The sequence below is a fragment of the Novosphingobium aquimarinum genome (assembly GCF_009746585.1).
GTDB lineage: Bacteria > Pseudomonadota > Alphaproteobacteria > Sphingomonadales > Sphingomonadaceae > Novosphingobium > Novosphingobium aquimarinum.
In genome coordinates this window covers 147,404-172,710 of the sequence record NZ_WRPO01000001.1, presented here as the reverse complement: position 1 = coordinate 172,710, position 25,307 = coordinate 147,404, and the positions used below count along the sequence as shown (strand labels likewise).

Here is a 25,307-nt window from a genome sequence, read left to right as displayed (position 1 = left end):
TCCTCGTCACTTCCGCCTCCAAAGGCGATGATGCGCGTTTCCCCCATAGTAGGAACAAGATACCACAGCGTTCGTCCGGTTAAACCCCGGATTAACCCAAGACCCGCTACGAGCTGGGGATGGCTCATGATGCAGGCGCTCTGGATATGACCCTCGCGGCTGCCGCGGGCGATGATCCGCAGCTCCATGCCGAGCTGCGCACAGCCTTTCTCGACAGCGTTGCCCGCCAGATCGACTTGCTTTCGCGGTCGCGGTGCGATGCCAATTGGGCCGTCGCCGCGATGCGATTGAAAGGCCTCGCAGCCAGTTTTCACGTCGATCCGCTGGATGCGCTTGCCGAAAGCGCGTTGACCTCCGCGCCCGGTGAACCGACGGTCGTGCGGCGCTTGTCGCAATGGCTTTCGGAGTTTTCCGATCATTGATCGGTCGGTGCTCCTTGGCAAGTCGAGGTCGCGGCGGTTAGACGGGGGCTCGTAAAACAGCCCGGAGAAGCGCTTTTGCGCATCGCCGTATTTTCGATGACAGAACCAGCAGCAGCAGGCGCGACTCAGCCGCGTGCCTTCCTGCGCGTCGCCGGAGTCACGCTCGCGCGCCATCAGCTGGTGTTGGCGCAGGCGCTGTCGTGCCAGCGCATCATCTGCATCGCTCGTTCGCCTTGGCCCGAAATGCTCGCGCTGCAACACGCCGCCGAGGACGCAGGTCTTCAATTCCACAAGGTCAGCGCTCCGCAACAGATGGCGTCGTTGGTGACGGCCACCGACGACGTCTTCGTCTTCGCCGAAGGGCTGCTGGCGAACGTCGCCGTCGCAGTGCCGTTACTCGACAGCGGACCGGGAGTGCTGGTGCAACCGGTCGATGCCGCGTTGGCGGCAGGGTTCGAGCGGCTCGACATCAACAACGCCTCGGCGGGCGCGCTGCGCATTCCGGGGCGCCTCGTCGACCAGCTTCACGAATTGGGGGCCGACTGCGAGACGACCTCGTCGCTCACGCGAATCGCTCTTCAGTCCGGCATCCCGATCCGCGAAGTGCCGGCCGCCGATCGGGCCGCGAACCGTTGGACGATGATCCGCAGCGAGTCGCAGGCGCACGCCCATGAGAGGCAATGGCTGCGCAGCCGACTGGGCGATGCGCGCGGCCCGTCTCCCGGTGAGGCGCTTGTCCGCTTCGGCGTGAGTGCGTTCGGCCCCTCGCTTCTCAATACGGGCAGCAGTAGCAATCTCTTGTCGCTGGCCGCGCTCGCGCTGTTGATGATGGCGGGTGGTCTTGCCTGGTTCGGCATTTTTGCGGCGAGCTTCGTGGCGGCCGGTCTGGCCTGGCTGGTGGGGCGGGGCAGCGGACTGGTTCGCGCGGCCGAACGCGATGCGATCGGCATCAGTGGCCCGGCGATCACCCGATCCGAAGTGCTGGCGTGGCTGATCGACCTCGTGCTCATCGCCCTGATGGTCGCCACCTGGCGCGAGCAGGCTTATGGAACTGCGGTCAACGCGCTGTTCGCACCACTGCTTCTGGTCCTGTTGCTCTATCTCGTGCGACGCTTATTCGTCGGGCGCTCGGCGGCCTTACTCGGTGATCGCGCCTCGCTGGCACTGGTGCTATGCCTTGCGGCGGCAGCCGGGATCATAGCGCCCGTGATTCAAGTGCTGTGTGTTGTGCTGGTCGTGGCGGGACTTCTGATTCCGCCAAGGCTGCACGGCTAACGCCGATTTAACCGTATCAGGGGTACTCGTCGGATCATCATGGAGCGTCCCGTCCCTGAAATCGAAGCCCGAGGCATCGAGCACGTCATGCGAGCCGAACTCGCTCGGGGCGATGCCATGGCCGGAACGATCCTGCCTATTCTCCGGCATCTCATCACCAACGACGACAATTCCGTCTTCAGCGACGAGATCATCGCCCGCATTCGCGGCATGATGACCGACCTGGCGACGCAATTGACCGAATCGCTTTCGCAAGTTTCGGGCGATCGCGGCGAGAACGGCGAATCTGCGCCGATCGACGCGGTGTTCCATGCGCTGATCGACAATCCCCTGCTGCTGGGCCACGTCCACGCGCTGGCCATCGAGGCGCAGCTCGGCGCGCGGCTCCAGACGCGCCTTTCGCTCGATCCGGTGTTGCCGCCGCTGTTGCAATCCCTGATCGCGTCCCCGGATGCCGGGACTCAGGCCCTCGCCATGCAAGTGCTCGCGGCTCAGGCGCGCTTCAACCAGGCGCAGCGCCGGATGCGATTGAGCCTCGCAGAATTGCCGGGTGACGAGTTCCACGCCGCGCTCATCGCGTTTCGCTCCGCACAAGGGGCGGACACGAAAACCGGCGAACACGTCGTAGTGGCCGAGCGTAGCTTGCGCGCTGGCTACGACGAGGGGCAAAGTCGGATCGGACTGCTGGCGCGGCTCGTGCACTCGATGGGCGAGCAGGCAACCTCGGCCCTCGCGGTAACCGAGGCGGGCGTATCCCTGTTCGTTACGGCGCTTGGTCTGCTTGGCGGGCAGCGGCGCGACACGGCGATCCTCGCCACGCACGAGTCGCAACTTTCGCGCCTAGCCTTGCTGCTCCGCAGCGCAGGCCTCACACCGTCGGCGGTAGAAGAACAGTTCTTCGCGCTGCACCCGCAAGTCACGCTGCCGCGCGGTTTCGACGCGCTCGACAAGGATGAGGCCGCCGCAATTCTTTCCTCCGGCCCGCTGATGGCGACCTGATATGGCGAGCGACGGCACCATCATCGCGCGCGCGATCAGCGATAGCGAAGACCGTCTGATCGAGGCGGGCGAGCCCCTGGCGGGCCTGCAGTCGCAGTGCGGCGGCTCCATGCCCGGCACGATCGCCATTCCCGAATTGCTTTATCTCGTTCGCCGCGTGCGTCGTTATGGGATCCGCCTCGCGCGCGCGATCACGGCGTGTAACGGGACGGAGACGATCACTGCCTGGGTGGAGGTCTCTCCCTCCAGCGATCCCGAAACCGGGTGTGAGATCGTCGTGCGCAGCTGGCACGGCGTACCTGTGCGCGAGGCGAGCGAGAGCGCCGTCCACCAGCGCAAAGTGGACATCGATCGCGAAGTGGCGGAACTGACGGCGCACCTCGATGCCGCCCAGCGCATTCTCGCAGTGACATGCGACAGCGCCGAACTGGCGGACCTCGCGGCGGAAATGGAAGCAGGTATCGGCAAGATCTGGACCGAGGTTCTGCCGCTCGCCGAAACCAGCCATCGACAGCCGCTGCATTGGCGCCTGCTCGACGGGGCGTCCGTTCTGGTACCGAAGTCCAATCGCGAATGGCGCGTCACTTTGATTCCGCATACGCACCCCGGGTTCGAGCCGGCGGGATTCGAACTGCTATTGCTGTCCGACCATGCCCCGGCGCAACCCGCGCCCGAGTCCGCCGAAGCATCCGGCAGCGCCACTGGCCTCAGCCCGGGCATCGTGGGTCTGGAAGTCGCGCCCGTGCTGCGTCAACCGATCTCGCGAATCATTGCCAATGCGGAAAGCATCCGGATGCAGCTCGCCGGGCCACTGCCCGATGCCTACGCCGGCTTCGCGGGCGATATCGTCAACGCCGGCAAGCTGTTGATCGAGCTGCTGGAAGATCTCGCCGATCTCGAAGTCGTCGAGTCGGACAATTTTCATACGCAGCCCGACCAGATTGATCTGGGCGACGTCGCGCGTCAGGCCGCTGGCATCCTCAACATGCGCGCGGCGGAAAAAAGCATCGCGCTGCAGTTGCCGCCCCTGGGGCACGGGCTTCCGGCCATCGCCGAGTTCCGACGCGTTCTACAGATTCTGCTGAACCTCATCGGCAATGCGATCCACTATTCGCCTAAGGGCTCGCGTATCGCGATCAGCCTGGAACGCCATGGTGCGCGGGCGCGGTTGATCGTCGCCGACGAAGGGCCGGGGCTCGACCCGGACGAGCAGGCAGCCGTGTTCCGCAAGTTCGAACGGCTGGGGCGGAGCGGGGATGGCGGCTCGGGGCTAGGGCTTTATATCGCGCGGCGGCTCGCCGAAGCGATGGACGGCAGCCTGTTCGTCGAAAGTGCCCGGGGGCAGGGCGCCCGCTTCATTCTCGAAGTGCCCGCTGATGCCGAGGTCCTGGCCGAACGCGGAGCCTGAACTCGCGTTCAACGCCCCGCGCGTGGGCGCGCAAGCCAGACGATGATACCACCCACCACGGCAAGGATGGCGCCGTTGATCGCCCAGCTGCGGTCCGCGAGCATGAAGCTGCTGGCCGGCCACATGACCAGCCCCGTGCCCTGACCGGTCCATAGCAGCCCCATGGCGATCGCGAGCACACCGATCACGAGCAGGACTAGACGTATGATCCTCATGGATGCTTCCCCTTTGAAGCCATCCTGCGCCCGCTCGCGAACTCTGGCAAGCGGGTTGCCCAAACGAAAGGGCCCCCGCCGCGAGGCGGGAGCCCTTCGACATGAGCAAATCGCGGTGCTTAACGCTGATCGACGGGAATGTAGTCCCGCTGCGTCGGACCCGTGTAGAGCTGACGCGGACGGCCGATCTTCTGGCCGGGATCCGAGATCATTTCGTTCCACTGTGCGACCCAGCCCACGGTGCGCGCCAGAGCGAACAGCACGGTGAACATCGTCGTCGGGAAGCCGATCGCCGAGAGAATGATGCCCGAATAGAAGTCGACGTTCGGGAACAGCTTTTTCTCTACGAAATACGGATCGTTGAGCGCGATCTCCTCGAGCCGCAGTGCGGTCTCGAACAGCGGATCGGTGACCTTGAGCGCATCGAACACTTCGCGCACGGTCGTCTGCATGACGGTCGCGCGCGGGTCGTAGTTCTTGTAGACGCGGTGGCCGAAACCCATCAGGCGGAACGGATCGTTCTTGTCCTTGGCCCGCTCGATATAGTGCGGAATCTTGTCGGGCGTGCCGATTTCCTTGAGCATGTTGAGCGCCGCTTCGTTGGCGCCGCCATGGGCCGGGCCCCACAGGCAGGCGATGCCCGCTGCGATACAGGCAAAGGGATTGGCGCCCGAGGAACCGGCGAGACGCACGGTCGACGTCGAAGCATTCTGCTCGTGGTCGGCATGGAGGATGAAGATCCGATCCATCGCCTTTTCGACCGCCGGGTGCAGCTCGTAAGGCTCGGCCGGCACGCCGAAGGTCATGCGCAGGAAGTTGCCCGTGTAGCTCAGCGAGTTGTCCGGGTAGAGGAAGGGCTGACCGATCGCGTACTTGTAAGCAGCGGCGGCGATCGTCGGCATCTTCGCGATCAGGCGGTGCGAACTGATCTTGCGGTGCTGCGGATCGGAAATGTCTGTGGAATCGTGGTAGAACGCCGAAAGCGCGCCGACCACGCCGCACATCACCGCCATCGGGTGCGCATCGCGGCGGAAACCGCGATAGAACTGCAGCAGCTGCTCGTGCAGCATTGTGTGGCGGCTGATGGTGAACTCGAAGTTCGAAAGCTCGTCGGCATCCGGCAGCTCGCCGTTGAGCAGCAGATAGCTCACCTCCATGAAGCTGGAGTTCTCGGCTAGCTGGCCGATCGGATAACCGCGATGGAGCAGAACGCCTTCGTCACCATCGATGTATGTCAGCGCGCTTTCGCACGATGCCGTCGAAGTGAAGCCGGGGTCGAACGTGAACATGCCGGTCTGGCCGTACATCTTGCGGATGTCGACGACATCGGGCCCGACACTGCCCTTGAGCACCGGAAAGTCGTAATCATTGCCTGATGCGCTGAGCTTCGCCTGGTTTCCCACCTGCACTTCTCCTTACTATACTTGCGATTGGGCCGGAGCCCCGGCTTGCGCCGCGATCCGCGCGAGGCTTTCGTCGCGTCCGAGCAATACCAAAACGTCAAAAATTCCCGGCGAGGTCGTTTGTCCCGTCAAGGCGGCGCGCAACGGCTGCGCCAACTTGCCGAGCCCGAGCCCGAGTTCTTCCGCCATGGCTTTGAGACTGGCTTCCAGCGTTTCCAATGTCCAGTCGCTTTCGCCCGACAGCCGATCATGAATGCCGGCCAAGCGCTGGCGCGCCTCTTCGGTGAGCAGCCCCTGGGCCTTCTCGGTCAGATCCAGCGGTCGCGTCGCGAACAGGAACGCGGCGCCGTCGGCGATCTCGTCGAGATCGCGGGCGCGGACCTTGATGACCGGCATCGCGCGGGCCAGTAGCGCCAGATCGGGCTCACCCGGCATCCGTGCCGCAGCGAGCGCGGCGAGCCGCGCATCGTCCGCCTCGCGCAAGTAGTGGCCATTGAGGTTCTGCAGCTTGGCCAGATCGAAGCGCGACGGGGATTTGCCCACGTGCGCCATATCGAACCATTCTACCGCCTGCTCGCGCGCGATGATTTCGTCGTCACCGTGGCCCCAACCGAGCCGCAGCAGATAATTGAACAAGGCCTCGGGCAGGATGCCAAGCTCGTCGCGATAGCTGTCGACGCCGAGCGCCCCGTGCCGCTTGGACAGCTTGGCGCCGTCCGCTCCGTGAATCAGGGGAACATGCCCATAGACCGGGCGGTCCCAGCCCATCCCGTCGAGGATAGTGAGCTGGCGAAAGGCGTTGTTGAGGTGGTCATCGCCCCGAATGACGTGCGTCACGCCCATATCGTGGTCGTCGACCACGACGGCAAGCATGTAGGTCGGCGTTCCATCCGATCGCAGGATGACGAAATCGTCGAGTTCCTCGTTGCGCACTGTGACGCGGCCCTGGACGAGATCCTCGATCACGGTTTCGCCCTCGCGCGGCGCCTTGATGCGCACCACCGAAGCAGTGCCCGCAGGCGCGTCGGCAGGATCGGCATCGCGCCATTCGCTGTCGATGCGGAACGGCCGACGCTCTTCCTGTGCCTTCTGGCGACGTGCGGCGAGTTCCTCGTTGCTCAGGTAGCAGCGATAGGCCTTGCCGCTGTCCAGCAGCGCCTGCGCGACTTCGGCGTGCCGGTCGGAACGCGCGAACTGGAAGACCGGCTCTTCGTCTCCCTCGAGCCCGAGCCAGGAAAGCCCGTCGAAGATCGCCGCGATCGCCGGTTCGGTCGACCGGGCGCGGTCGGTGTCTTCGATGCGCAGGAGGTATTTTCCGCCATGATGGCGAGCGAACAGCCAATTGAACAGCGCGGTGCGCGCGCCGCCGATATGCAGATAGCCCGTGGGCGAAGGCGCGAAGCGGGTCACGACGGGAGCGCCCGCCGCTGCCGTGCCTGTCGCGCTTACGCTTGTCATTCCGTCTTCCTCGTGTCTCAATACCGCAATGGCGAGCCATGCCGCGCAGCCCAGTCAGCCGGAGCCGGACGATCGTCGGCCAGGCGAGGCCGTGGTCGACCCTTCCGGCAGCGCTGCGATGCAACAAAGGCCATGGAACACCATGGCCCGCTTGTCGAGACTCTTGGCCGAAGTCGAGCGATTTCTTGGCAATACGGGCTTCGATCGGGCCCCTTGGCTGACCGTCGCCTTCGGAGCCGGGATTGGCGCGTGGTTCGCCTTGCCCACCGCGTGGCATTGGCTTGGATGGGTTGCGCTTTGCCTGGGGCTGGCAGGGGCCGGAGGGGCTGCGTTCCGACCCGACGGCGAGCATCCCTTCGTTCGCCAGGCGGCCATTCTGCTGCCGCTTGCGCTGGCTGCGGGCTGTCTTTCGGTCTGGGCCCGGTCCGAACTGGTGGGAACCGAAGCGATCGCGCGGCCGATGGTCGTAGCGATCGAGGGGCGCGTGCTCTCGCGAGAGGACCAACCGGCGATGGAGCGCACGCGTCTGGTGCTGGCGACCCGGCTTCCGGAACGGCCGGGAGTGACGCGCGTGCGCGTCAATCTCCCGGCGGCTAAGGATGATCCCGCTTTGGCTGCCGGCGCGATCGTCGCCCTGCGGGTTCGTTTGATGCCCCCGGCGCCGCCCATGCTTCCCGGCGGCTACAATTTCGCGCGCAAAGCTTGGTTTTCGGGGCTGGCGGCAACCGGTTCGCTCATCGGGGACGTCGAGATCGTCGAGCCCGGACCTGGCGGGACCGGGCTGGCGCGCATCAAGACCGCCCTCGCAACGCACGTCCAGGGACAGATTACCGGCTCGGAAGGCGGCATCGCCACCGCGCTCGCGACGGGGGACCCTGGCGCCATCGCCGAGACCGACGCGCAGGCGATGCGCGACGCGGGGCTGGCGCACTTGCTGTCTATCAGCGGGCTTCACGTCAGCGCCGTGATCGGTGCCGCCTATCTGATCGCAATCCGCTTGCTGGCGCTCTGGCCCTGGCTCGCCTTGCGGGTGCGGCTACCCATCGTCGCGGCCGGGGCGGGCGCGCTGGCGGGGATCGCCTATACCCTGCTGACCGGGGCGCAAGTGCCGACGGTGCGCTCATGCGTTGGCGCCTTGCTGGTACTGGCGGCGCTGGCGCTGGGCCGGCAGGCTCTCTCGCTCAGGATGCTGGCGGTCGCCGCATTTCTCGTGCTTCTGCTCTGGCCGGAGTCGATCGTCGGGCCCAGCTTCCAGATGAGTTTTGCCGCCGTGCTCGCGATCGTGGCCTTGTCCGGAGCCGAACCGGTGCGCCGCTTCCTCGCCCCGCGCGAGGAGCCCATGGCGATGCGGACCTTGCGCTTTTTCGGCATGCTGCTGCTCACCGGCGTGGTCATCGAACTCGTGCTGATGCCGATCGGTCTCTATCATTTCCATCGCGCCGGGGCTTACGGCGCGATTGCCAACATCGTTGCCATTCCGCTGACGACAACGATCATCATGCCGATGGAGGCGATCGCTCTGCTGCTTGATGTGGTGGGGCTAGGCGCGCCTGCGTGGTGGATCGTGGGGAGCGCGATCGAAGCGATGCTCGCCATGGCGCACTGGATCGCCTCGCGACCGGGCGCAGTGACGACGCTGCCGGCGATGGGCGCGAGTGGCTATGCGCTGTTCGTCATCGGCGGGCTTTGGCTTGGCCTGTGGAGCGGCGCGATCCGCTTCTGGGGCCTGGTCCCCGCTGTTGTGGGGGCGGTCAGCCTGCTGCTTCTCGAACCGCCCGATATCCTGGTGTCCGGAGACGGCAAACACGTCGGTATCACCGGACTATCCGGTGGCGATTTGCTGGTGCTGCGCGAAGCGCGGAGCGACTACGTCCGCGACAATCTGACCGAGTTGGCTGGAATGACCGGCGACATCCGCACACTCGAGGACTGGCCCGAGGCGCGCTGCAGCCGCGAATTCTGCGTGCTGGCGATCGAACGCGGGGGGCGGATCTGGCGTCTGCTGATGTCGCGCGGCACCGAAATGGTGCCCGAGCGTGCACTTGCCGCGTCCTGCGAGCGCGCAGACATCGTCATCAGCGATCGTTGGCTGCCGTACAGTTGCCGGCCGACGACGCTCAAGGTCGACCGCCGCACGCTGTCGCGGACGGGAGGACTGACGATCGACCTGGATGGGCCGAAGGTCACGACCGTCGCCGAAAGCGAAGGCCGGCACGGTTGGTGGCGATCACGCGAACCCCGTAAGCGGAGATCGGAACCGCCGCGCGATCCCGGCCTCTCACCAGGTGTCAAAAGCGATCAGTGATAGCGGCGCAGCAGACCCGCGAGCTTGCCTTGCACGACCACGTCGTCGGAACTGTAGACTTGCGGCTCATAGGCGGCATTGGCCGGATCGAGCCGGACCATCCCCCGCTCGCGACGCAAATACTTGAGCGTCGCTTCCTCGCCCCGCACCAGGGCGACGACGATCTCGCCGTCGCGCGCGGTATCGGTGCGCTTCACCAGGGCGAAATCGCCATCGAGAATGCCCGCCTCGATCATCGAATCGCCGGAAACTTCGAGCGCATAGTGCTCGCCCGATCCCAGCAAAGCCGCCGGCACCGAAAGCGAGGTCTGCCCTTCCAGCGCTTCGATCGGCACGCCGGCGGCGATGCGTCCGTGCAGCGGCACTTCGATAACATCGTTCGCCGCCTGCGGTACTTCGACCCGCGCAGGCTTCGCATTGCTGTTGGCTGGCGGCGGTATCGCGGCCGTCGGCTCCCGCTTCACGACATCTTCCGGCTGCTTCAGCACTTCGAGCGCACGCGCCCGGTTGGGCAAGCGCCGAATGAACTCGCGTTCCTCGAGCGCCGAGATGAGGCGATGCACTCCCGATTTCGACTTGAGGTCGAGCGCGTCCTTCATTTCCTCGAAGCTGGGGGAAATGCCGGTCTCCTCCAAACGCTGTTGGATGAAACGGAGCAGTTCGTGTTGCTTGCGGGTCAGCATCGGGCCGCCTCCTCGGGCGTTCTTTTAGTGAACAATAGAGGAACAAGTAAGCAACGATCTTTACACCGTCAAGCAAAACCGCCGTTTTCGAGCCAGTACACCCATGCTGCATCGCCGGGCTGCCCCGCAGGCGAGTGCGGCGGGCGGTCGATCAGGACATTGCTCGCCGATAGCGAGGCCAGCGCGCCGCTGTCCTGCACTGCGAGCGGCTCCACCGTTTCGCCGTTCCAGGCCGCCCGGCGGAATTCCTGACGCGAGGTGGTCGCTGGAACCGCAGCGCCGAGAGTGGTCCGAAAGCGGCGGGGGAGGGGCTCGGATGCGCCGAGGAGGTGGCGCAAGAGCGGCATGACGAAAAGAAACGCCGTCACGTAACTCGAAACCGGATTGCCCGGCAGGCCGATGATGAGCTGACGGCCCGCGTCGGTGTCGCGCGTCGCCACCAGAATGGGCTTGCCGGGCTTGATCGCCACCCGCCAGAAGTCGAGCTTCGCGCCCCATGCCTCGAGCGCCGGCTTCACCAGATCGTGATCGCCCACCGAAGCACCGCCACTGGTGACGATGACGTCGCTGTCGCTCGCCTGCTCCAGCGTCTCGGCAAGCGCATCCATCGTGTCGGGCACGGGCCCGAAACGCGTGGCATCGACGGGCAGGCCGCGGACCATCGCCGTCAGCATAAGCGCGTTGCTCGCAGGGATCTGGTGCTTCGCGCAAAGATCGGGATCTGCGGCGAGCTCATCGCCGCTGTCGATAACGGATACGCGAGGGCGGCGAGGCACCGGCATGTGCTTGTGCCCCGCGGCGATCGCCAGTGCCGCTTGTGCGGGACCAATGCGGATGCCGGCGGGCAGGACCACTTGTCCCTCGCGAAAATCGAGACCGCAGCGCCGGATATGTTTGTCGGGTGGCTCGGGAAGCTCGCCGATGAAGCGAATGGCATCGCTTTCGCGGGCGATGTCTTCCTGGAGGAGCACTGCACCGGCATCGGCCGGCATCAGCGCACCCGTGGCGATGCGCACTGCTTCGCCTGGATGGATCGGTCCTCCATGCGGATGGCCCGCCGCGCTCTCGCCGATGACGCGCCAGGGCCCCTCGAGATCGCCCGAGCGGATGGCATAGCCGTCCATCGCCGAAAGATCGGCGGCAGGCTGCGTTCGGCGTGCCAGAAGCGGCTCGGCCAGATAGCGGCCGATCGCACCCGAAACGTCCACGCGCTCGATCGGAAGGGGCGAGGCGAGGGCCAGCAATCGTGCCTGGGCTTCGCCCAACGGGATCGGCGGAATTTTCGCCATCAAACCCCATCCACGCGCCAGTGACCGGACTTTCCGCCGCGCTTCTCGATCAGGCGCACTTGCTCGATCACCATGCCCTTGTCGAGCGCCTTGGCCATGTCGTAAATCGTCAGAAGTGCGACGCAAGTCGCTGTCATCGCTTCCATTTCCACGCCTGTTCTGCCGGTGAGAGAGGCCGTGGCAGTGGCGCGGATAGCGTCGTCTTCGAAGCCGAATTCGATATTCACCGCATCGAGCGCGAGCGGATGGCACATCGGGATCAGATCGCCGGTTTTCTTGGCGGCAAGGATCCCCGCGATGCGAGCGGTTCCAAGGACGTCGCCTTTCGGCGCATCGCCGTTGCGAACCGCCTTCAGCGCGTCCGCGCTCATGCGGATGCGGCCGGAGGCGACCGCGAGCCGGGCCGTCTCCGCCTTGCCGCCCACGTCCACCATGCGCGCGGCGCCAGTTTCGTCGATATGCGTGAGGGTCTTACCCATTGCGGTTAGCCCCCCGTCAGCAAGGCGCGAGTCGCGGTCTCGACGTCGGGCTGGCGCATCAGGCTTTCGCCGACGAGGAAGGTCCGCGCGCAGGGGGCGAGGCGTCGCAGGTCTGCGTGGGTGCCGATCCCGCTTTCGCTCACCAGCAACGTGCCTTCGGGAGCCAGCGGCGCGAGCCGCTCGGTGACGGCGATGTCGGTAACGAAGCGCTTGAGATCGCGGTTGTTCACTCCGATCAGGCGCGATTTGAGGCGCGCGGCACGCTCCATCTCGGCCTCGTCATGGACCTCGACCAGCACGTCCATGCCTCGCTCGATCGCAGCCGCTTCGATATCGGCCATCTGATCGTCGGACAAAGCGGCGACAATCACGAGGATCGCGTCGGCACCGATCGCGCGAGCTTCGGCGACTTGCCAGGGATCGACCATGAAGTCCTTGCGCAGGACGGGCAGGGCACAAGCCGCGCGCGCGTCCATCAAGTAGTCTTCGTGACCCTGGAAGTAGGGCGCATCGGTCAGCACGGAGAGGCACGCGGCTCCACCGCGCTCGTACGCGATGGCATGTTCGGCAGGGCGAAAATCGGGTCGTATCAATCCCTTGGAAGGCGAAGCTTTCTTGATTTCCGCTATCAGCGCGAAACCGTCCGCCGCCTTGCGTTCGAGCGCAGCGCGAAAACCGCGCGGCGCGGTTTGCCGCGCGGCGCGCGCGTCGAGATCGGCGATCGTCGCGTCGGCCTTGCGCGCGGCGACTTCCTCGCGTTTGGTGGCGCAGATTTCGGCGAGCTTGTCGGACATGGCGCCTGTCGTCATTTCGAGGTCGTCGCGATCCAGCAGTCGAGTAGCGCCTTGGCAAGCCCCCGGTCGATGACTTCGGCCGCGTCCTCGGCGCCGTCGCGCAAGTCGCTGGCAACGCCGGCAAGCACCAGCGCCGCCGCGGCGTTGAACAGCACCGCATTGCGGTACGCTCCGTCTTCGCCCTCGAGCAAACGTTTGAGCGCAGACGCATTGTAGCGCGCATCGCCGCCACGAAGGGCCGTGACGGGGGCTTCGGGAAGGCTTGCGTCGCCAGGATGAATCCGGCTCATGCGCACGCCGCCGGCGGTAATGTTGGCGCATTCGTTGCCGCCAGCCAGGCTGAGCTCGTCGAGTCCCTCGTCGCCTGAGACGACCATCGAATGGTCGGTGCCGAGGAGGGCCAGGGCTTCACCGTAGATCGGCACGTAGGCCGGGCGGGCGATCCCCACGAGCTGCCGCGACACTTGCGCCGGATTGGCGAGCGGGCCCATCAGATTGAAGATCGTGCGGCGCCCGATTGATTTGCGGATCGGCATGATCCGCCCCATCGCGGGATGGTGGCGCGCGGCGAACAGGAAGCAGATGCCGAGATCGCCCAGCGTCTCCTCCGCCGTTTCCATCGCGCGGTCGAGGTTGAGGCCGAGCGCCTCTAGCGTGTCCGCCGCGCCCGATTTCGAGGACGCCGCGCGGTTGCCGTGCTTGGCCACCGGTACGCCCGCGGCAGCGACCACCAGCGAAACCGCAGTCGAGACGTTGAGGGTATGATGCCCATCGCCTCCGGTGCCGCACACGTCGATGGCGTTGGCCGGTGCCGAAATGGTGATCATTCGCTCGCGCAGGGCACGCGCCGCTCCGGCAATCTCGGCGGCAGTCTCGCCCCGGTCCGACAAGGCGATCAGGAACCGCGTGATCTCGGCGTCGGAGGCGTCTCCGTCGAGCACGGCGGCAAAGGCGGCGTGCGCCGCGCTTTCATCGAGCGGTTCGGCAACGGGCGGTAGCGCGCTCATGCCGGCAACCGCGCATCGATGCCGCAGATCGCCAGGAAATTGGCGAGCAGGGCATGGCCATGCTCGGTGGCAATGCTCTCGGGGTGGAACTGCACCCCGTGGATCGGCAACTCGCGGTGGCGAAAGCCCATCGCGAAGGCATCGTCGGAGGTGGCGTTGACGAGCAGCGTATCGGGCACGGCATCGACGACCAGCGAGTGATAGCGGGTGGCCGTGAACGGCGAGGGCAGCCCCGCGAACAGGCCCGACCCGTCGTGCGTCACGGGCGAGGTCTTGCCGTGCATCAATCCGCCGCGCACCACCTTGCCGCCGAAATGCTGGCCGATCGCCTGATGTCCGAGGCAGACGCCGAGCAGCGGGCGACCCGCTTCGGCGCAGGCGGCAACGAGATCTAGGCTGATCCCGGCCTCGTTCGGTGTGCAGGGGCCCGGCGATATGAGAAAGCCCTTCGCCCCGCTCGACAGGGCCTGCCCGGCCGACAGCGCATCGTTGCGCACGACTTCGACTTCGGTGCCCAGTTCCATGAGGTAATGGACCAGGTTCCAGGTGAAACTGTCGTAATTGTCGATGACGAGGATCATTCGGCGCCCTTTGCTTTGGGTGCCTTCGCGCGATTCTCGACGACGATCAAGGGGCCGAGCGGCGGCCCGCCGTCGACGCGACCGACATGCGGGTCCCACAAGGAGGAAACGCTGCCGTCGAGGAACAGCGCATTGGGCGTCTTGAGACGATCCCGGAAATAGCGGGCGAACTTGCCGAAGGAGATCGGTGCATCGCTGATCACGAAGTGTGCGCGGCCCTTGCCGTCGACGCCGACGCCGTTGCGGATCTTGCGGGATTCGCCGTCCTCATCGAATTTTGGATGAAGCTCGCCGGCGATCACCAGCATCGGCCCGGATTGCGTCCCGAACTTGGGGCGCTTGCTGACTTTCGCGGCGAAATCCTCGCTGGTGCGCACTGCCCAGCGATCGTCGCTGCCATAGAACACGCCATTGGGGAGCAGATGGAAGTTCCCGCTCCCTTCATTGCGGTTGAGCGTGTGGCGGCGCTCGCCATCCTCGACATAATAGCCGATCGGCTGCCCCTCGGCATCGAACATCCCGCCATTCATCGCGAAGGCGACATCGGGCCCCTCGTTGCCGAGGCCCAGCGCGAGTTGCGACAGACTGCGATAGGGAGGGCCACCCTCGGGCCCCAGCACGGTCCGGATGCGATGCCGCGCGGGATCGGCGATGCAGTGGGTGAGGGGGCTGCCTTCGAAGCTTGCGCTTTCGCACGGTGGCGGGGGCGGTGCTTCGGCAACGGGTTTGGGCTCGCTTCCGCCGCAGCCTGCAAGCAACAGCAGCGCCGACAGCGCAAATTCGCCCTTCATGGCCTGACGCTCATTGTCCGAAGCCGGGCTCTCCGGCGATGCGCACCGCTTCTCGCGCGGCAGCAAACAGCGCGCCGGCCTTCGCTTCGCATTCGCGTTGTTCGTAGGCGGGATCCGAATCGGCAACGATCCCGGCACCCGCCTGCACGTGCATCACGCCATCCTTCACCACCGCCGTGCGCAGGACGATGCAGGAATCGACCGATCCATCGGGCGCGAAATAGCCGACGCCTCCGCCATAAGCCCCGCGCGCTTCATGCTCGAGTTCGGCGATGACCTCGCAGGCTCGCACCTTGGGCGCGCCGCTGACCGTGCCCGCCGGAAAGCCCGCGAACACGGCGTCGATGGCATCGTGCTTTGCCGCATCGAGGCGACCGACGACGTTGGATACGATGTGCATCACATGGCTATAGCGCTCGATCGTGTAGCTGCCGGTCACTTCGACCGTGCCCGCTTTCGCCACGCGCCCGACGTCGTTGCGGCCAAGATCGAGCAGCATGAGGTGTTCGGCCCGCTCCTTGGGATCGGCAAGCAGACTGGCCTCGTTGGCTCGGTCTTCGCTCGGCGTGCTTCCGCGCGGCCGGGTGCCGGCGATCGGACGAATCGTCACTTCTCCGTCGCGCACGCGCACCAGGATCTCGGGGCTGGACCCCGTCAGCGCAAAGCCGGGCAGATCGAGGAAATAGAGGAACGGGGAAGGGTTCACCCGTCGCAGAGCCCGATAGAGTGCGATCGGCGCCAAGGTGAAGGGGCAAGTGAAACGCTGCGCCAGCACCACCTGGAAGATATCTCCGGCCTCGATGTAGGCCTTCGCCTGCATCACACGCGATGCGTATTCGGCAGCGGAAACGATCGGCTGGGGCTGCGGTTCGGGCAAGTCGGTGGCACCGTCCGGGTCAGGTATCGGCAGCGCGAGGCGGCGCAGGACTTCGTCGATACGCTCGCTCGCGCGATCCAGGGCCTGTTCCGGCTCCGTTGTCGAAGGCCAGATCGGGGCCACGCAATAGAGCTCGTCGCCAAGCCGGTCGAACACGAGGATCACCGAGGGACGGACGAACAGCATGTCCGGCATGCCGATTTCGTTGGCGGGCGCGCGCGGCAGCTTTTCGACGAGACCCACCGTCTCGTAGCCGAAATAGCCGACCAGGCAGGCCAGCGCGGGCGGGAGTTCTTCCGGCACGGGAAACCGGCAGGCTTCGACCAGCGCGCGCAGCTCGGCAAGAGCTCCGCCGGGCAGCGCGACGAACGCTTCCCGGTCATACCACCACTCACGATTGACTTCGCAAGCATCCCCTTGGGCACGGAACACCAGATCGGGATCGAGGCCGAGCAGGCTGTAGCGTCCGCGAGTCTCGCCGCCTTCGACTGATTCCAGTAGAAAGTCGCCGCGCTCCGGCTCGAACAACTTCAGTGCCGCGCCGACCGGGGTTTCGGTATCGGCGATGATCTTCTTCCAGACGACGCCGGGCACGCCTTCGGCAAGACGCGCAAGCGCCTGCGTCCTGATCGCCGTCTCGTCCTGCGCCGCGATCATGGTGTCGTCAGTTCGGCCCGCCGAGCAGCTGGTCGCGCACTGCCCGAACCGCCGTCTCGTTCTTCTCACTGCCGACGTCGCCAAGGATCGCCTTACGCAGCGCCTGGGCATATTCATTGCCCGCGACCTGGCCCAGCTCGCGCTGGGTCGCGCCGATGAGCGGCGAGTTGTCCGCGACTTCGCCCGGCTTGATCGCGTCGAGCGTTACCACGAACCAGCCGCGGCGATTGGGCGCCGCCTGGACCTTGGTCGAGCCCTTGGCCATCGAGAACATCAGCCGCACCGGCGGCGGGATCTCGCGACCGGCCTGCTGGGCGCGCGACAGATCGGGGCGCGACATGCCGACGCGCTGGACCGGCGGAAGCGGGCGTCCGGCGTCGGCCATCGCCTTCTCCAGCGAGGTGCCCTTCTTCAGCGCGGCCTGCATCTTCACGGCTGCGGCCTTGGCTGCCGCGTAACCCTTGTCGATCGCGTAGGAGAGCAACACGTCGTTCTTGATCTCGGCAAGCGGGGCAGGGGCCGAGGGAAAGACTTCTTGCACATCGTAGATCGCGAAGGTCTTGCCGCGCTCGGTCTCGGCGACCTGCGGCTCCTGCGGTTCCATAGTGAAGGCGGTCTTCAGAACCGGGCCGATAGTCTCGGATACGGTCTTGCCTTCCTTGTCGAGGTAAAGCTTGCCGTCCGCGGTCACTTGTCCGGTCGCCTGGACCTGGATCCCGATGTCTTTGGCCACTTCGCCGAGAGTGGCGCCATCGTCGAACTTGTCTTCGAGGCTGGCGAGCAAGTCGGTCAGCGCGGCGCGGCGCTTTTCCACCGCGATCTGTTCGGAGATCTCGGGGCGGGCTTCCGCGAGCGAGCGGCCCTTGCGATCCTGCACTTCATCGACGCGAGTGACATGCCAGCCCAAGGCGCTCTTCGCGGGCGTGGCGAGGGCCCCGCTCGAGGCGGCGAAGACGGCGTCGGCCACGGCCGGAGAAAACTGCGCGGCAAGATCGGGCTTGGTGTAGTATTCGAGATTCGCGGCGCTCAGCCCTTTTTCCTGCGCCGCTTTCTCGAGCGAGGTCCCGCCCGAGACTTCGGCGGCCACGGCCTTAGCGGCGGCCTCGGTCGGGACGATCACTTGCGTGATCCGGCGGCGCTGGACGGGTTGGTACTGCGCCTTGTTGGCGTTGTAGCGCGCGGCGATTTCCGCATCGGTCGGAGCCGGCACGTTCTTCACCGCGTCCTCGCCGAACGTCGCGTAGCGCACGATGCGTCGCTCGGGACGAATGAACTCGTCGGTATGCGCCTTGTAGTACTCGGCAAGCTGCTTGTCGGTGGGCTTGTCCTTGGGGCCGAAGACCAGCGAGGGCAGCACGACGACGGTGCCTTCGCGGCGTTCCTGGAGCAGGCCTGCGTAACGCGTGGCGAGCTGGCGCGGCAGTTTGGTGCCGAAGCTGGCAGGAACCAGCAATTGCCGCGCGATCAGCCCTTGCGACAAATCGTCGCGCAGCAGTGCTTCGGAAATGCCGCGCTGCTGCATTGCTACGCGATAGGCGCTCTCGCTGAACTTGCCATCGGGGCCTTGGAAAGCGCCCATCGTCGCGATCTCGCTATCGATCAGGCGATTGCCGGCGACGATCCCGTTCCGCTTGCCGAACACGGCGATCGCTGTCCGGTCGATCAGGTCCTGCAGAATATCGTCGAGTGCGCCCGCTGACAGGAACGCACGCATCGACATCGTCGGCTGTTCCTGCTTGACGCGATCGAGCCCTGCGGTCGCCGACTGGCTCAGCATGGCGGCATCGATACTTTCGTCGCCGACCTTGGCCACTTTGTTTCCGCCGCCGATGCCGCCGAATCCGGCGTTGTTGGCAACGTCGCCGCTGGCGAAGGCGAGCGCGATGAGCACGAGGAAGGCGATACCGATTACGGCGCCGACCTTCGAGTGGAGGAGCTTGCGAAAGATGGAGAGCATGGTTCCTGGCCGGGATGGTCTGGCTATTGGTGGCGATAGCGCTTGCGGGTTCTTGGGGCCTTGCCTTAGGAGCCTATCGGGATTCCTGCAATGGGCGGCCTCGCCTGGCAGTTATTCCCGCAAGGACCAACGCGGCACTTTGACAATCGCTCGGAGCCTGGCCTAGCTGCCCGGCCCGCGAATCAAGAATGCCGGGACTTGGAAGGCATACAAGGACGGACATGAAGGCTCAGCGTTACATCGTCGGAAACTGGAAGATGAATGGCACGCGTGCCATGTTGAACGAGGCGCGTGCGATCGATCGGGCTGCGGCTCGGCTTCCCAAGGTTCAGGTAGCCGTCGCGCCGCCGGGAACGCTGATCTTCAGGACGCGCGACGCTGTCGAAATCATCGGCGTCGGAGGGCAGGATTGCCATGTCGAGGAAAGCGGCGCCTTCACCGGCGATATTTCCGCGGCGATGCTCAAGGACGCAGGCGCGGATTTCACCATCGTCGGCCATTCCGAACGACGTGCGCTGCACGCCGAAAGCGATGCCGTGGTCAAGGCCAAGGCCGAAACGGCGCTCGCGGCGGGCCTTTCCGTGATCGTTTGCGTCGGGGAAACCGAAGCCCAACGCGACGCCGGCAAAGCCGAGGCGGTCGTCGCCGCGCAGATCGAGGGTTCGGTGCCGCGCAGCGAAGCCGCCGCAGAAAAGCTTTCAGTCGCGTATGAGCCGGTCTGGGCGATCGGTACCGGCCGGGTCCCTTCCACCGACGACGTTGCGAAAATGCATGCGAAGATCCGCGAGTCCCTCGTCGGGATCTACGGCGATGCGGGCGCGGCGGTGCGCATTCTCTACGGTGGTTCCGTCAAGGCGGAGAACGCTGCGGAACTGCTGGCCGTGGACGAAGTGGGTGGTGCACTGGTCGGTGGGGCCAGTCTTTCCGCCGAGAGCTTTCTCGCCATTGTCGGCGCCGCCGCCTCCCTCGACGAGAGCTGAGCGCAAACACTTCGGCTCGGCGCAAGCTTGCGCCGAAGCGTCGTTGCGCTTATCTGCGCGACCGGACGTCGATCGCGCATGCTATGCCGACGATGCATCTTGAATACGAACCGGATCCGAGGGAACGCAACCGGACATGTCGCTCTTCTTATTTCTCACCGTGGTGCAGGCCCTGGTCGCAGCGGCGCTGGTCGGTGTGATTCTCGTTCAACGCTCTGAAGGCGGCGGACTGGGCGTTGGCGGTGGCGGCAGCCCGTCGGGTCTGATGTCGGCCCGCGGCGCAGCGGACTTTCTGACGCGTTCCACGGCCGTGCTGGCAACGATCTTCGTCCTGCTTTCCATTCTTCTGGCCGCGATGGCGGTCAACGTGACCACGGGGCGCGAGATCGATACCTCGCTCGAGCGCACCGTCGCCCCTGTCGCTCCGTCCGATCCGCTCGCTCCGGCAGCCGATTCGAACGCGGCGCCGGCGCCGGCACCGCCGGCCGAAACGCCCGCTCAGCAAAGCGACGATCCGCTCGCGGGCGCAGCCGGGCAGTGACCTTGCGGCGGTCCGGCCCTCGCCAGACCGCCAGCCGCCGGCTCTCCGCCTTCCGGACCCTCCGGATTTGCAAACCTTTGTATCGGCGGCGCATTGGCTTGCGCTTGCCGTTCGTGACGAACTAAGGCCCCAATCCCATGGCGCGGCATATTTTCATTACCGGCGGCGTGGTTTCCTCGCTTGGCAAGGGTCTCATGGCGGCGAGCCTGGCGGCATTGCTCCAGGCGCGCGGCTACAAAGTTCGGATCCGCAAGTTCGATCCCTATCTTAACGTGGATCCGGGGACGATGAGCCCCTACCAGCACGGCGAAGTCTACGTTACCGACGACGGCGCCGAGACGGATCTCGATCTCGGCCATTACGAGCGCTTCACCGGCGTACCGGCACAGCAATCCGACAACATCACGTCCGGACGCATTTATCGCGACATCATCGCGAAGGAGCGTCGCGGCGACTATCTGGGCGCGACGGTGCAGGTGATCCCGCACGTCACCGATGCGATCAAGACGTTCGCGCAAGCCGAACTCGACGATCTCGATTTCGTGCTGTGTGAAATCGGCGGCACCGTGGGCGATATCGAAGGTCTTCCTTTCGTCGAGGCCATGCGCCAGCTCAAGAATGAGCTGGGCAGGGAGCAGACCTGCTTCGTGCATGTCACGCTGGTCCCGTACATTGCGGCAGCGGGCGAGCTGAAAACCAAACCGACGCAGCATTCGGTTCGCGAGCTGACGGGGCTGGGGATCCAGCCCGACATTCTGCTGTGCCGCTGCGAGCGGCCACTGCCCGAGGGCGAACGCAGCAAGATCGCGCAGTTCTGCAACGTACGTCGCGAGGCGGTCATCCCGGCGCTCGATGCGCCCAACATCTATTCGGTGCCGTTGCAGTATCATGCTGAGGGCCTCGATGCCGAAGTCCTGCACCATTTCGGCCTGACCGCGCCCGAGCCTGAACTTACGACGTGGTCGGACATCGTCGCGCGTTACGAGCAGCCTGAAGGCGAAGTGACTATCGGCGTGGTCGGCAAGTACGTCGGCCTGCCCGACGCTTACAAGTCGCTCAACGAAGCGCTGGTCCACGGCGGTCTCGCCAACAAGGTCAAAGTTCACATCCGCTGGATCGACGCCGAAGTTTTCGAGCGTGAGGATGCCGAAGTCGTTCCGCTGCTCGAGCCGATGCACGGTATTCTCGTACCCGGCGGATTCGGTGAGCGCGGCACCGAGGGCAAGATCGCCAGCGTGCGCTTCGCGCGCGAGCATGCCGTTCCGTTCTTCGGGATTTGCCTGGGCATGCAGATGGCCTGCATCGAGGGCGCACGCGCGGCGGGCATCGCCAACGCATCCTCCACCGAGTTCGGCTCGACCGAGGAGCCGGTCGTGGGAATCATCACCGAGTGGATGAGCGAAGATGGCTTGCAGACGCGCGCGGAAGGCGGCGATCTCGGCGGCACGATGCGGCTGGGCGCGTATCCCGCGAAACTCTCGCCAAACAGCCATGTCGCGGCGATTTACAATGCGACAGAGATCTCGGAACGCCATCGTCACCGGTACGAAGTCAACGGGTCCTACCGCGAAGCGCTGGAGCGGGATGGACTGATCTTTTCGGGCATGTCGCCCGATGGGCTGCTACCCGAAATCGTGGAGCGCCCGGATCACCCGTGGTTCGTCGGTGTGCAGTTCCATCCCGAACTGAAGAGCAAACCGTTCGATCCTCATCCGTTGTTCGCGCAGTTCATCGCTGCTGCAGTGCGGCAGGCGCGCCTCGTTTGATCGTCGAAAACTTGATGCAAGTTATTTTTTGACATTGTCAGTTGGGTGACTTGAATATTTCGTCTGTGATGCGCTACGGCGCATTCCGATCGAGCGTTCGCATCTAATTTACATAAAATTTCGTTACAGGGGGATCAGATCGCTCGGTACGGGTTTGTCGAAGCTAAGAAGTTCGGGTCTGAAACACGAGCTTACCCCGATGACGACCGTCAAAAGCGACCCGGACGGTCTAGTTGGGGGCAGGCGGCGCTTAGCGTCGCGGGGGTGGGCTGCCCAAGCTCACCCCCAATCGCCGCCAAGCTGGTAATAGATTACAGCATACCAAAAAAGCCGGCGAGCGTTTGTCACGCTCACCGGCTTGAATTTATGCAATCAGTAAAGCGATGCGTCAGGCGGCAGCGGTTTTGCCCGCGTCGTCATCCTCCGCGTTATCGACCACGGAAAGATGATGGCCGCCAATTGCGATCTTCTTCGGCTTCATCGCCTCGGGAACTTCCCGGACGAGATCGATGACCAGAAGACCATCGGCAAGATCGGCGCTATCGACGCGGACATAGTCCGCCAGTTCGAAGCGACGTTCGAAGCCGCGCTGGGCAATGCCGACATGCAGCAATTCGCCCTCGGTGCCCTCGTCTGCCTTGGTGCCCTTGATCACCAGCAGGTTCGCCTGCGCGGTGATGTCGATATCGGCCTGCTTGAAGCCGGCGACGGCCAAAGTGATGCGATAGGCATCCTGCCCGCGACGCTCGATATTGAACGGCGGGTACTTGTCACCGCCGCCCTGCGAGCGACCCTGGTTTTCGAGCATGTCGAACAGACGGTCGAACCCGACCATCGAACGGCGATAAGGCGTAAAATCCATACGGTTCATGACAAAAATCCTCCAATGAGCAATCTTCGTAAGGTGAAGCCCGGACCATCCGGCACTTCCTTGTGTGGCCATGCCCAGGTGGGCCATGACACGCAAAATGAGATATGGTAGCGAGCGCCACTTTCAAGAGCCCACATCAATTCAGCTGGAGGTCGCAACGGCATGTCCGCAGAGCGCGTCGAGATCTATACGAAGTGGGGTTGCCCCTACTGCAGCGCAGCCAAGTCGCTGCTCGATAAGAAGGGCGTGGCCTACACGGAATACGACGTGACGATGGGCGGCGACAAGCGGCGCGAAATGGTCGAGCGCGTACCCGGCGCGAGCACGGTTCCGCAGATCATCGTCGACGGCAAGGCGCTCGGCGGTTTCGACGACATCAACGCGCTCGACCGCCAAGGCAAACTCGATCCGCTCCTGGGCCTCTGACGCGTTGCCGCGTTGACCAAGATCGGCATCTATCAGGCGACGACCGGCATCGATCCTGAGCGCAACGCGGCCGATCTCGTCGAGGCGATCGAGCGTGCCGCAGGCGAGGGCGCGGACATGCTGTTCACGCCCGAGATGTCCGGTCTGCTCGATCGGCAGCGCGCGCGCGCCGCCCAATCCATTGCCCGCGAAAGCGAGGACAAGGTCCTCGCCGAAACGCGCGAGGCCTGTGCGCGCACGGGCATGTGGATGGCGCTCGGCTCATTGGCCGTGGCCCGCGACGACGGAAAGTGGGCCAACCGTGGTTTCGTCATCGACGGCACGGGCAACATCGCGGCGCGCTACGATAAGCTTCACATGTTCGACGTCGATCTCGACACCGGAGAATCGTGGCGCGAATCCAATGCTTACGAGGCTGGCGACACGGTCGTCACGGTCGAGACGCCGGTCGGAAGATTGGGGCTTTCGATCTGCTACGATATTCGCTTCCCGGCCTTGTACGAAGCCTTGGGGCAGGCGCGATGCGACGTCATTGCGATCCCCGCCGCGTTCACCGTGCCGACCGGCCGCGCCCACTGGCATGTCCTGCAGCGCGCCCGGGCTATCGAGGCGAGTGCCTGGGTGGTCGCGGCCGCACAAGTGGGGCGGCATGCCGATGGTCGCGAAACCTACGGCCACAGCCTCGTGATCGATCCCTGGGGGGAGATTGCGCTGGATATGGGCGACGAAGGCCCGGGTCTGGCCTTCGCCGAAATCGACCGTTCCCGGACCGATACCGTGCGTGCGCAATTGCCCAGCCTTGCCAATCGCCGCCCAATTGCCAATTAAGTCAGTACCATGATCGTGTTTGATCTCGAATGCCGTGAAGGTGGGCATCGTTTCGAGGGCTGGTTCGGCTCTTCGCAGGACTTTGCGCAACAGCAGGAGCGCGGCCTGCTTGCGTGCCCCAGCTGCGGATCGTCGGAAGTGGCCAAGGCCGTGATGGCGCCCAACGTGGGCCGCAAGGGCAATCAGACGGTCGCGAAACCGCACCGCCAGATCGAAGACAAGGCTGCCGGATCCGACGGCGTGGCCGCCGGTGGATCGTCAGGAGCGAAACCGCCGGCGCCGGTTGCCAGCAAACCGCTGCCGCCCGAAGCGATCGAGATGATCACCAAACTTGCGACGTTGCAGGCCGAGGCGCTGAAATCCTCACGCTATGTCGGGCGCACGTTCGCTGAGGACGTGCGGGCGATGCATTATGGCGAGCGGGATCACGAGGTGGTGCACGGCGAAACGAGCGCGGAAGAAGCGATCGAATTGCTGGAAGAGGGCATTGCGATTGCGCCGCTGCCGTTCCCGGTCGCTCCCCCCGACAAGACCAACTGACGGCCGCCGCCCGAACACTCGCGTCGCCGCGTCCCACCGCGGTCAACGATTGCCAAGGCTGCGCGCTCGACATAAGACGTCCATCCAAAGTGCGCCCGTAGCTCAGCAGGATAGAGCATCAGATTCCTAATCTGGGGGCCACAGGTTCGAATCCTGTCGGGCGCACCATTTCGCTTGCGCGACGATCGGCGAAAACAATCCACAGTCGCGTGGCACAGCTCGTCGCAATTGCGCGCTCGATCCGATGTCGCGGCTTTCGGAATCGCGGTATCCTATTTCCCTTGCAACGAAGAATCGTTTGTGATTCAAAGCATTCATGGGGTCAATGCGCCAAAATCCGAAGCTGGCACGGGGAACGATCAAGCAGGCGCTCGCGCTTGGATGCTTGCTGTTTCTCGGGGGTGTTGCGATCGCCGGGCCGAGCGGTTTGATCGCGCTTGGCGAAAAGCGCCGCGAACTCGATCAGCGTCAGGACGATGTGGCTCGGCTCACGGCTGAGCGCGACCGGATGCGCAACCGGGTGAAATTGCTCGATCCGAGCCATGCCGACCCCGATCTTGCCGGTGAACTGCTGCGCAGCGAGCTCAATGTCGCGCATCCCGATGAAATGGTGATGTTGCTGCCGAAGGACTGATTGGCGGCAAATGTTGTCATAACTGCAAAGATTCGACACGGATTTCGCGTTTCAGGCGCTTTCGAAGTGCGGACCTTGGCCCTATATCGCTGCCAGCAACCGTAGGATCCGCGAAGGGGAG

Annotated in this window: 25 protein-coding genes and 1 tRNA gene; 13 read left to right on the top strand and 13 right to left on the bottom strand. The window is 64.9% G+C overall.

Annotated elements, in window-relative coordinates; all coding sequences use genetic code 11:
• Positions 1-119 precede the first annotated feature (119 nt).
• The 4 genes from GQO94_RS00830 to GQO94_RS00815 all read left to right on the top strand — a co-directional run bounded on the left by GQO94_RS00830 (position 120) and on the right by GQO94_RS00815 (position 4,104).
• A complete protein-coding gene (locus GQO94_RS00830; RefSeq protein WP_156839248.1) occupies positions 120-422 on the top strand; it encodes an Hpt domain-containing protein in 303 nt (100 codons plus the stop codon).
• A 96-nt stretch (positions 423-518) separates the two neighbouring features.
• The gene (locus GQO94_RS00825; RefSeq protein WP_232332701.1) at positions 519-1,697 is read left to right on the top strand and encodes a hypothetical protein; all 1,179 of its coding nucleotides are present in this window, start codon (positions 519-521) and stop codon (positions 1,695-1,697) included.
• Positions 1,698-1,736: 39 nt separating this feature from the next.
• Positions 1,737-2,696 carry a hypothetical protein gene (locus GQO94_RS00820; RefSeq protein ID WP_156839246.1) on the top strand — a complete coding sequence of 320 codons (960 nt, stop codon included), beginning with the start codon at positions 1,737-1,739 and terminating at the stop codon, positions 2,694-2,696.
• Between the two features lies 1 nt (position 2,697).
• Positions 2,698-4,104 (top strand): sensor histidine kinase, encoded by a 1,407-nt coding sequence (locus tag GQO94_RS00815; protein ID WP_156839245.1) that lies wholly within the window; start codon positions 2,698-2,700, stop codon positions 4,102-4,104.
• An 8-nt stretch (positions 4,105-4,112) separates the two neighbouring features.
• On the opposite strand, the gene GQO94_RS00810 is transcribed toward GQO94_RS00815, so the two are convergent.
• The 3 genes from GQO94_RS00810 to gltX all read right to left on the bottom strand — a co-directional run bounded on the left by GQO94_RS00810 (position 4,113) and on the right by gltX (position 7,180).
• Entirely contained in the window at positions 4,113-4,319 is a 207-nt protein-coding gene (locus GQO94_RS00810) for a hypothetical protein (protein WP_156839244.1), read from the bottom strand.
• A 119-nt stretch (positions 4,320-4,438) separates the two neighbouring features.
• On the bottom strand, positions 4,439-5,722 hold the full coding sequence (locus GQO94_RS00805) for a citrate synthase (protein ID WP_156839243.1): 1,284 nt from the start codon (positions 5,720-5,722) through the stop codon (positions 4,439-4,441).
• Positions 5,723-5,737: 15 nt separating this feature from the next.
• A complete protein-coding gene (gene gltX, locus GQO94_RS00800) occupies positions 5,738-7,180 on the bottom strand; it encodes a glutamate--tRNA ligase (protein ID WP_156839242.1) in 1,443 nt (480 codons plus the stop codon).
• Between the two features lie 142 nt (positions 7,181-7,322).
• On the opposite strand from gltX, the gene GQO94_RS00795 reads away from it, so the two are divergent.
• Complete coding sequence (locus GQO94_RS00795; RefSeq protein WP_232332700.1) at positions 7,323-9,485, top strand: ComEC/Rec2 family competence protein; 2,163 nt, start codon at positions 7,323-7,325, stop codon at positions 9,483-9,485.
• On the opposite strand, the gene lexA is transcribed toward GQO94_RS00795, so the two are convergent.
• The 9 genes from lexA to GQO94_RS00750 all read right to left on the bottom strand — a co-directional run bounded on the left by lexA (position 9,479) and on the right by GQO94_RS00750 (position 18,600).
• Complete coding sequence (gene lexA / locus GQO94_RS00790) at positions 9,479-10,168, bottom strand: transcriptional repressor LexA (RefSeq protein ID WP_156839240.1); 690 nt, start codon at positions 10,166-10,168, stop codon at positions 9,479-9,481. The genes GQO94_RS00795 and lexA overlap by 7 nt on opposite strands.
• Positions 10,169-10,236: 68 nt before the next feature.
• A complete protein-coding gene (locus tag GQO94_RS00785) occupies positions 10,237-11,457 on the bottom strand; it encodes a molybdopterin molybdotransferase MoeA (protein WP_156839239.1) in 1,221 nt (406 codons plus the stop codon).
• Positions 11,457-11,936: a cyclic pyranopterin monophosphate synthase MoaC gene (gene moaC / locus GQO94_RS00780; RefSeq protein WP_156839238.1), complete on the bottom strand. Its 480-nt coding sequence runs from the start codon at positions 11,934-11,936 to the stop codon at positions 11,457-11,459. Before moaC ends, GQO94_RS00785 begins: the two co-directional genes overlap by 1 nt.
• A gap of 5 nt (positions 11,937-11,941) precedes the next feature.
• A complete protein-coding gene (gene trpC / locus GQO94_RS00775; RefSeq protein ID WP_156839237.1) occupies positions 11,942-12,730 on the bottom strand; it encodes an indole-3-glycerol phosphate synthase TrpC in 789 nt (262 codons plus the stop codon).
• A gap of 11 nt (positions 12,731-12,741) precedes the next feature.
• Positions 12,742-13,737 carry an anthranilate phosphoribosyltransferase gene (trpD, locus tag GQO94_RS00770; RefSeq protein ID WP_156839236.1) on the bottom strand — a complete coding sequence of 332 codons (996 nt, stop codon included), beginning with the start codon at positions 13,735-13,737 and terminating at the stop codon, positions 12,742-12,744.
• Entirely contained in the window at positions 13,734-14,318 is a 585-nt protein-coding gene (locus tag GQO94_RS00765) for an anthranilate synthase component II (RefSeq protein ID WP_156839235.1), read from the bottom strand. The genes trpD and GQO94_RS00765 overlap by 4 nt, the downstream gene beginning before the upstream one ends.
• Positions 14,315-15,109 carry a phosphodiester glycosidase family protein gene (locus GQO94_RS00760; protein WP_156839234.1) on the bottom strand — a complete coding sequence of 265 codons (795 nt, stop codon included), beginning with the start codon at positions 15,107-15,109 and terminating at the stop codon, positions 14,315-14,317. Before GQO94_RS00760 ends, GQO94_RS00765 begins: the two co-directional genes overlap by 4 nt.
• A 10-nt stretch (positions 15,110-15,119) precedes the next feature.
• Entirely contained in the window at positions 15,120-16,643 is a 1,524-nt protein-coding gene (trpE, locus tag GQO94_RS00755) for an anthranilate synthase component I (protein ID WP_156839233.1), read from the bottom strand.
• Positions 16,644-16,650: 7 nt separating this feature from the next.
• On the bottom strand, positions 16,651-18,600 hold the full coding sequence (locus tag GQO94_RS00750) for a peptidylprolyl isomerase (protein ID WP_156839232.1): 1,950 nt from the start codon (positions 18,598-18,600) through the stop codon (positions 16,651-16,653).
• A gap of 221 nt (positions 18,601-18,821) precedes the next feature.
• On the opposite strand from GQO94_RS00750, the gene tpiA reads away from it, so the two are divergent.
• The 3 genes from tpiA (at position 18,822) to GQO94_RS00735 (ending at position 21,887) form a co-directional block, all read left to right on the top strand.
• Entirely contained in the window at positions 18,822-19,580 is a 759-nt protein-coding gene (gene tpiA, locus GQO94_RS00745; RefSeq protein ID WP_156839231.1) for a triose-phosphate isomerase, read from the top strand.
• Between the two features lie 136 nt (positions 19,581-19,716).
• Complete coding sequence (gene secG / locus GQO94_RS00740) at positions 19,717-20,121, top strand: preprotein translocase subunit SecG (protein WP_156839230.1); 405 nt, start codon at positions 19,717-19,719, stop codon at positions 20,119-20,121.
• A 137-nt stretch (positions 20,122-20,258) separates the two neighbouring features.
• Positions 20,259-21,887, top strand: a complete 1,629-nt coding sequence (locus tag GQO94_RS00735; RefSeq protein ID WP_156839229.1) for a CTP synthase — start codon at positions 20,259-20,261, stop codon at positions 21,885-21,887.
• 388 nt (positions 21,888-22,275) lie between these two features.
• Here GQO94_RS00735 and GQO94_RS00730 read toward each other — a convergent pair whose 3' ends face one another.
• The gene (locus GQO94_RS00730; RefSeq protein ID WP_156839228.1) at positions 22,276-22,758 is read right to left on the bottom strand and encodes an Hsp20 family protein; all 483 of its coding nucleotides are present in this window, start codon (positions 22,756-22,758) and stop codon (positions 22,276-22,278) included.
• 162 nt (positions 22,759-22,920) lie between these two features.
• Between GQO94_RS00730 and grxC the strand changes: the two genes are divergently transcribed.
• From grxC to GQO94_RS00705, 5 genes are all read left to right on the top strand, one after another.
• Positions 22,921-23,184 (top strand): glutaredoxin 3, encoded by a 264-nt coding sequence (gene grxC / locus GQO94_RS00725; RefSeq protein WP_156839227.1) that lies wholly within the window; start codon positions 22,921-22,923, stop codon positions 23,182-23,184.
• A gap of 12 nt (positions 23,185-23,196) precedes the next feature.
• A complete protein-coding gene (locus GQO94_RS00720) occupies positions 23,197-24,012 on the top strand; it encodes a carbon-nitrogen hydrolase family protein (RefSeq protein ID WP_156839226.1) in 816 nt (271 codons plus the stop codon).
• 9 nt (positions 24,013-24,021) lie between these two features.
• The gene (locus tag GQO94_RS00715) at positions 24,022-24,552 is read left to right on the top strand and encodes a DUF1178 family protein (RefSeq protein ID WP_156839225.1); all 531 of its coding nucleotides are present in this window, start codon (positions 24,022-24,024) and stop codon (positions 24,550-24,552) included.
• Positions 24,553-24,643: 91 nt separating this feature from the next.
• Positions 24,644-24,720, top strand: a tRNA-Arg gene (locus GQO94_RS00710).
• Between the two features lie 157 nt (positions 24,721-24,877).
• A complete protein-coding gene (locus GQO94_RS00705; protein ID WP_332310805.1) occupies positions 24,878-25,186 on the top strand; it encodes an FtsB family cell division protein in 309 nt (102 codons plus the stop codon).
• The last annotated feature ends 121 nt before the right edge of the window (positions 25,187-25,307 follow it).

Excerpts from the sequence above, each read along its gene's own strand:
- GQO94_RS00735 (WP_156839229.1), top strand. The coding sequence starts at position 20,259 with ATGGCGCGGCATATTTTCATTACCGGCGGCGTGGTTTCCTCGCTTGGC.
- lexA (WP_156839240.1), bottom strand. The coding sequence starts at position 10,168 with ATGCTGACCCGCAAGCAACACGAACTGCTCCGTTTCATCCAACAGCGT.
- GQO94_RS00765 (WP_156839235.1), bottom strand. The coding sequence starts at position 14,318 with ATGATCCTCGTCATCGACAATTACGACAGTTTCACCTGGAACCTGGTC.
- GQO94_RS00730 (WP_156839228.1), bottom strand. The coding sequence starts at position 22,758 with ATGAACCGTATGGATTTTACGCCTTATCGCCGTTCGATGGTCGGGTTC.
- GQO94_RS00795 (WP_232332700.1), top strand. The coding sequence starts at position 7,323 with ATGGCCCGCTTGTCGAGACTCTTGGCCGAAGTCGAGCGATTTCTTGGC.
- GQO94_RS00830 (WP_156839248.1), top strand. The coding sequence starts at position 120 with ATGGCTCATGATGCAGGCGCTCTGGATATGACCCTCGCGGCTGCCGCG.
- tpiA (WP_156839231.1), top strand. The coding sequence starts at position 18,822 with ATGAAGGCTCAGCGTTACATCGTCGGAAACTGGAAGATGAATGGCACG.
- GQO94_RS00825 (WP_232332701.1), top strand. The coding sequence starts at position 519 with ATGACAGAACCAGCAGCAGCAGGCGCGACTCAGCCGCGTGCCTTCCTG.
- trpC (WP_156839237.1), bottom strand. The coding sequence starts at position 12,730 with ATGTCCGACAAGCTCGCCGAAATCTGCGCCACCAAACGCGAGGAAGTC.
- moaC (WP_156839238.1), bottom strand. The coding sequence starts at position 11,936 with ATGGGTAAGACCCTCACGCATATCGACGAAACTGGCGCCGCGCGCATG.
- GQO94_RS00785 (WP_156839239.1), bottom strand. The coding sequence starts at position 11,457 with ATGGCGAAAATTCCGCCGATCCCGTTGGGCGAAGCCCAGGCACGATTG.
- GQO94_RS00705 (WP_332310805.1), top strand. The coding sequence starts at position 24,878 with ATGCGCCAAAATCCGAAGCTGGCACGGGGAACGATCAAGCAGGCGCTC.
- GQO94_RS00810 (WP_156839244.1), bottom strand. The coding sequence starts at position 4,319 with ATGAGGATCATACGTCTAGTCCTGCTCGTGATCGGTGTGCTCGCGATC.
- GQO94_RS00760 (WP_156839234.1), bottom strand. The coding sequence starts at position 15,109 with ATGAAGGGCGAATTTGCGCTGTCGGCGCTGCTGTTGCTTGCAGGCTGC.
- trpD (WP_156839236.1), bottom strand. The coding sequence starts at position 13,737 with ATGAGCGCGCTACCGCCCGTTGCCGAACCGCTCGATGAAAGCGCGGCG.
- GQO94_RS00750 (WP_156839232.1), bottom strand. The coding sequence starts at position 18,600 with ATGCTCTCCATCTTTCGCAAGCTCCTCCACTCGAAGGTCGGCGCCGTA.
- gltX (WP_156839242.1), bottom strand. The coding sequence starts at position 7,180 with ATGACAAGCGTAAGCGCGACAGGCACGGCAGCGGCGGGCGCTCCCGTC.
- trpE (WP_156839233.1), bottom strand. The coding sequence starts at position 16,643 with ATGATCGCGGCGCAGGACGAGACGGCGATCAGGACGCAGGCGCTTGCG.
- GQO94_RS00715 (WP_156839225.1), top strand. The coding sequence starts at position 24,022 with ATGATCGTGTTTGATCTCGAATGCCGTGAAGGTGGGCATCGTTTCGAG.
- grxC (WP_156839227.1), top strand. The coding sequence starts at position 22,921 with ATGTCCGCAGAGCGCGTCGAGATCTATACGAAGTGGGGTTGCCCCTAC.
- GQO94_RS00820 (WP_156839246.1), top strand. The coding sequence starts at position 1,737 with ATGGAGCGTCCCGTCCCTGAAATCGAAGCCCGAGGCATCGAGCACGTC.
- GQO94_RS00815 (WP_156839245.1), top strand. The coding sequence starts at position 2,698 with ATGGCGAGCGACGGCACCATCATCGCGCGCGCGATCAGCGATAGCGAA.
- secG (WP_156839230.1), top strand. The coding sequence starts at position 19,717 with ATGTCGCTCTTCTTATTTCTCACCGTGGTGCAGGCCCTGGTCGCAGCG.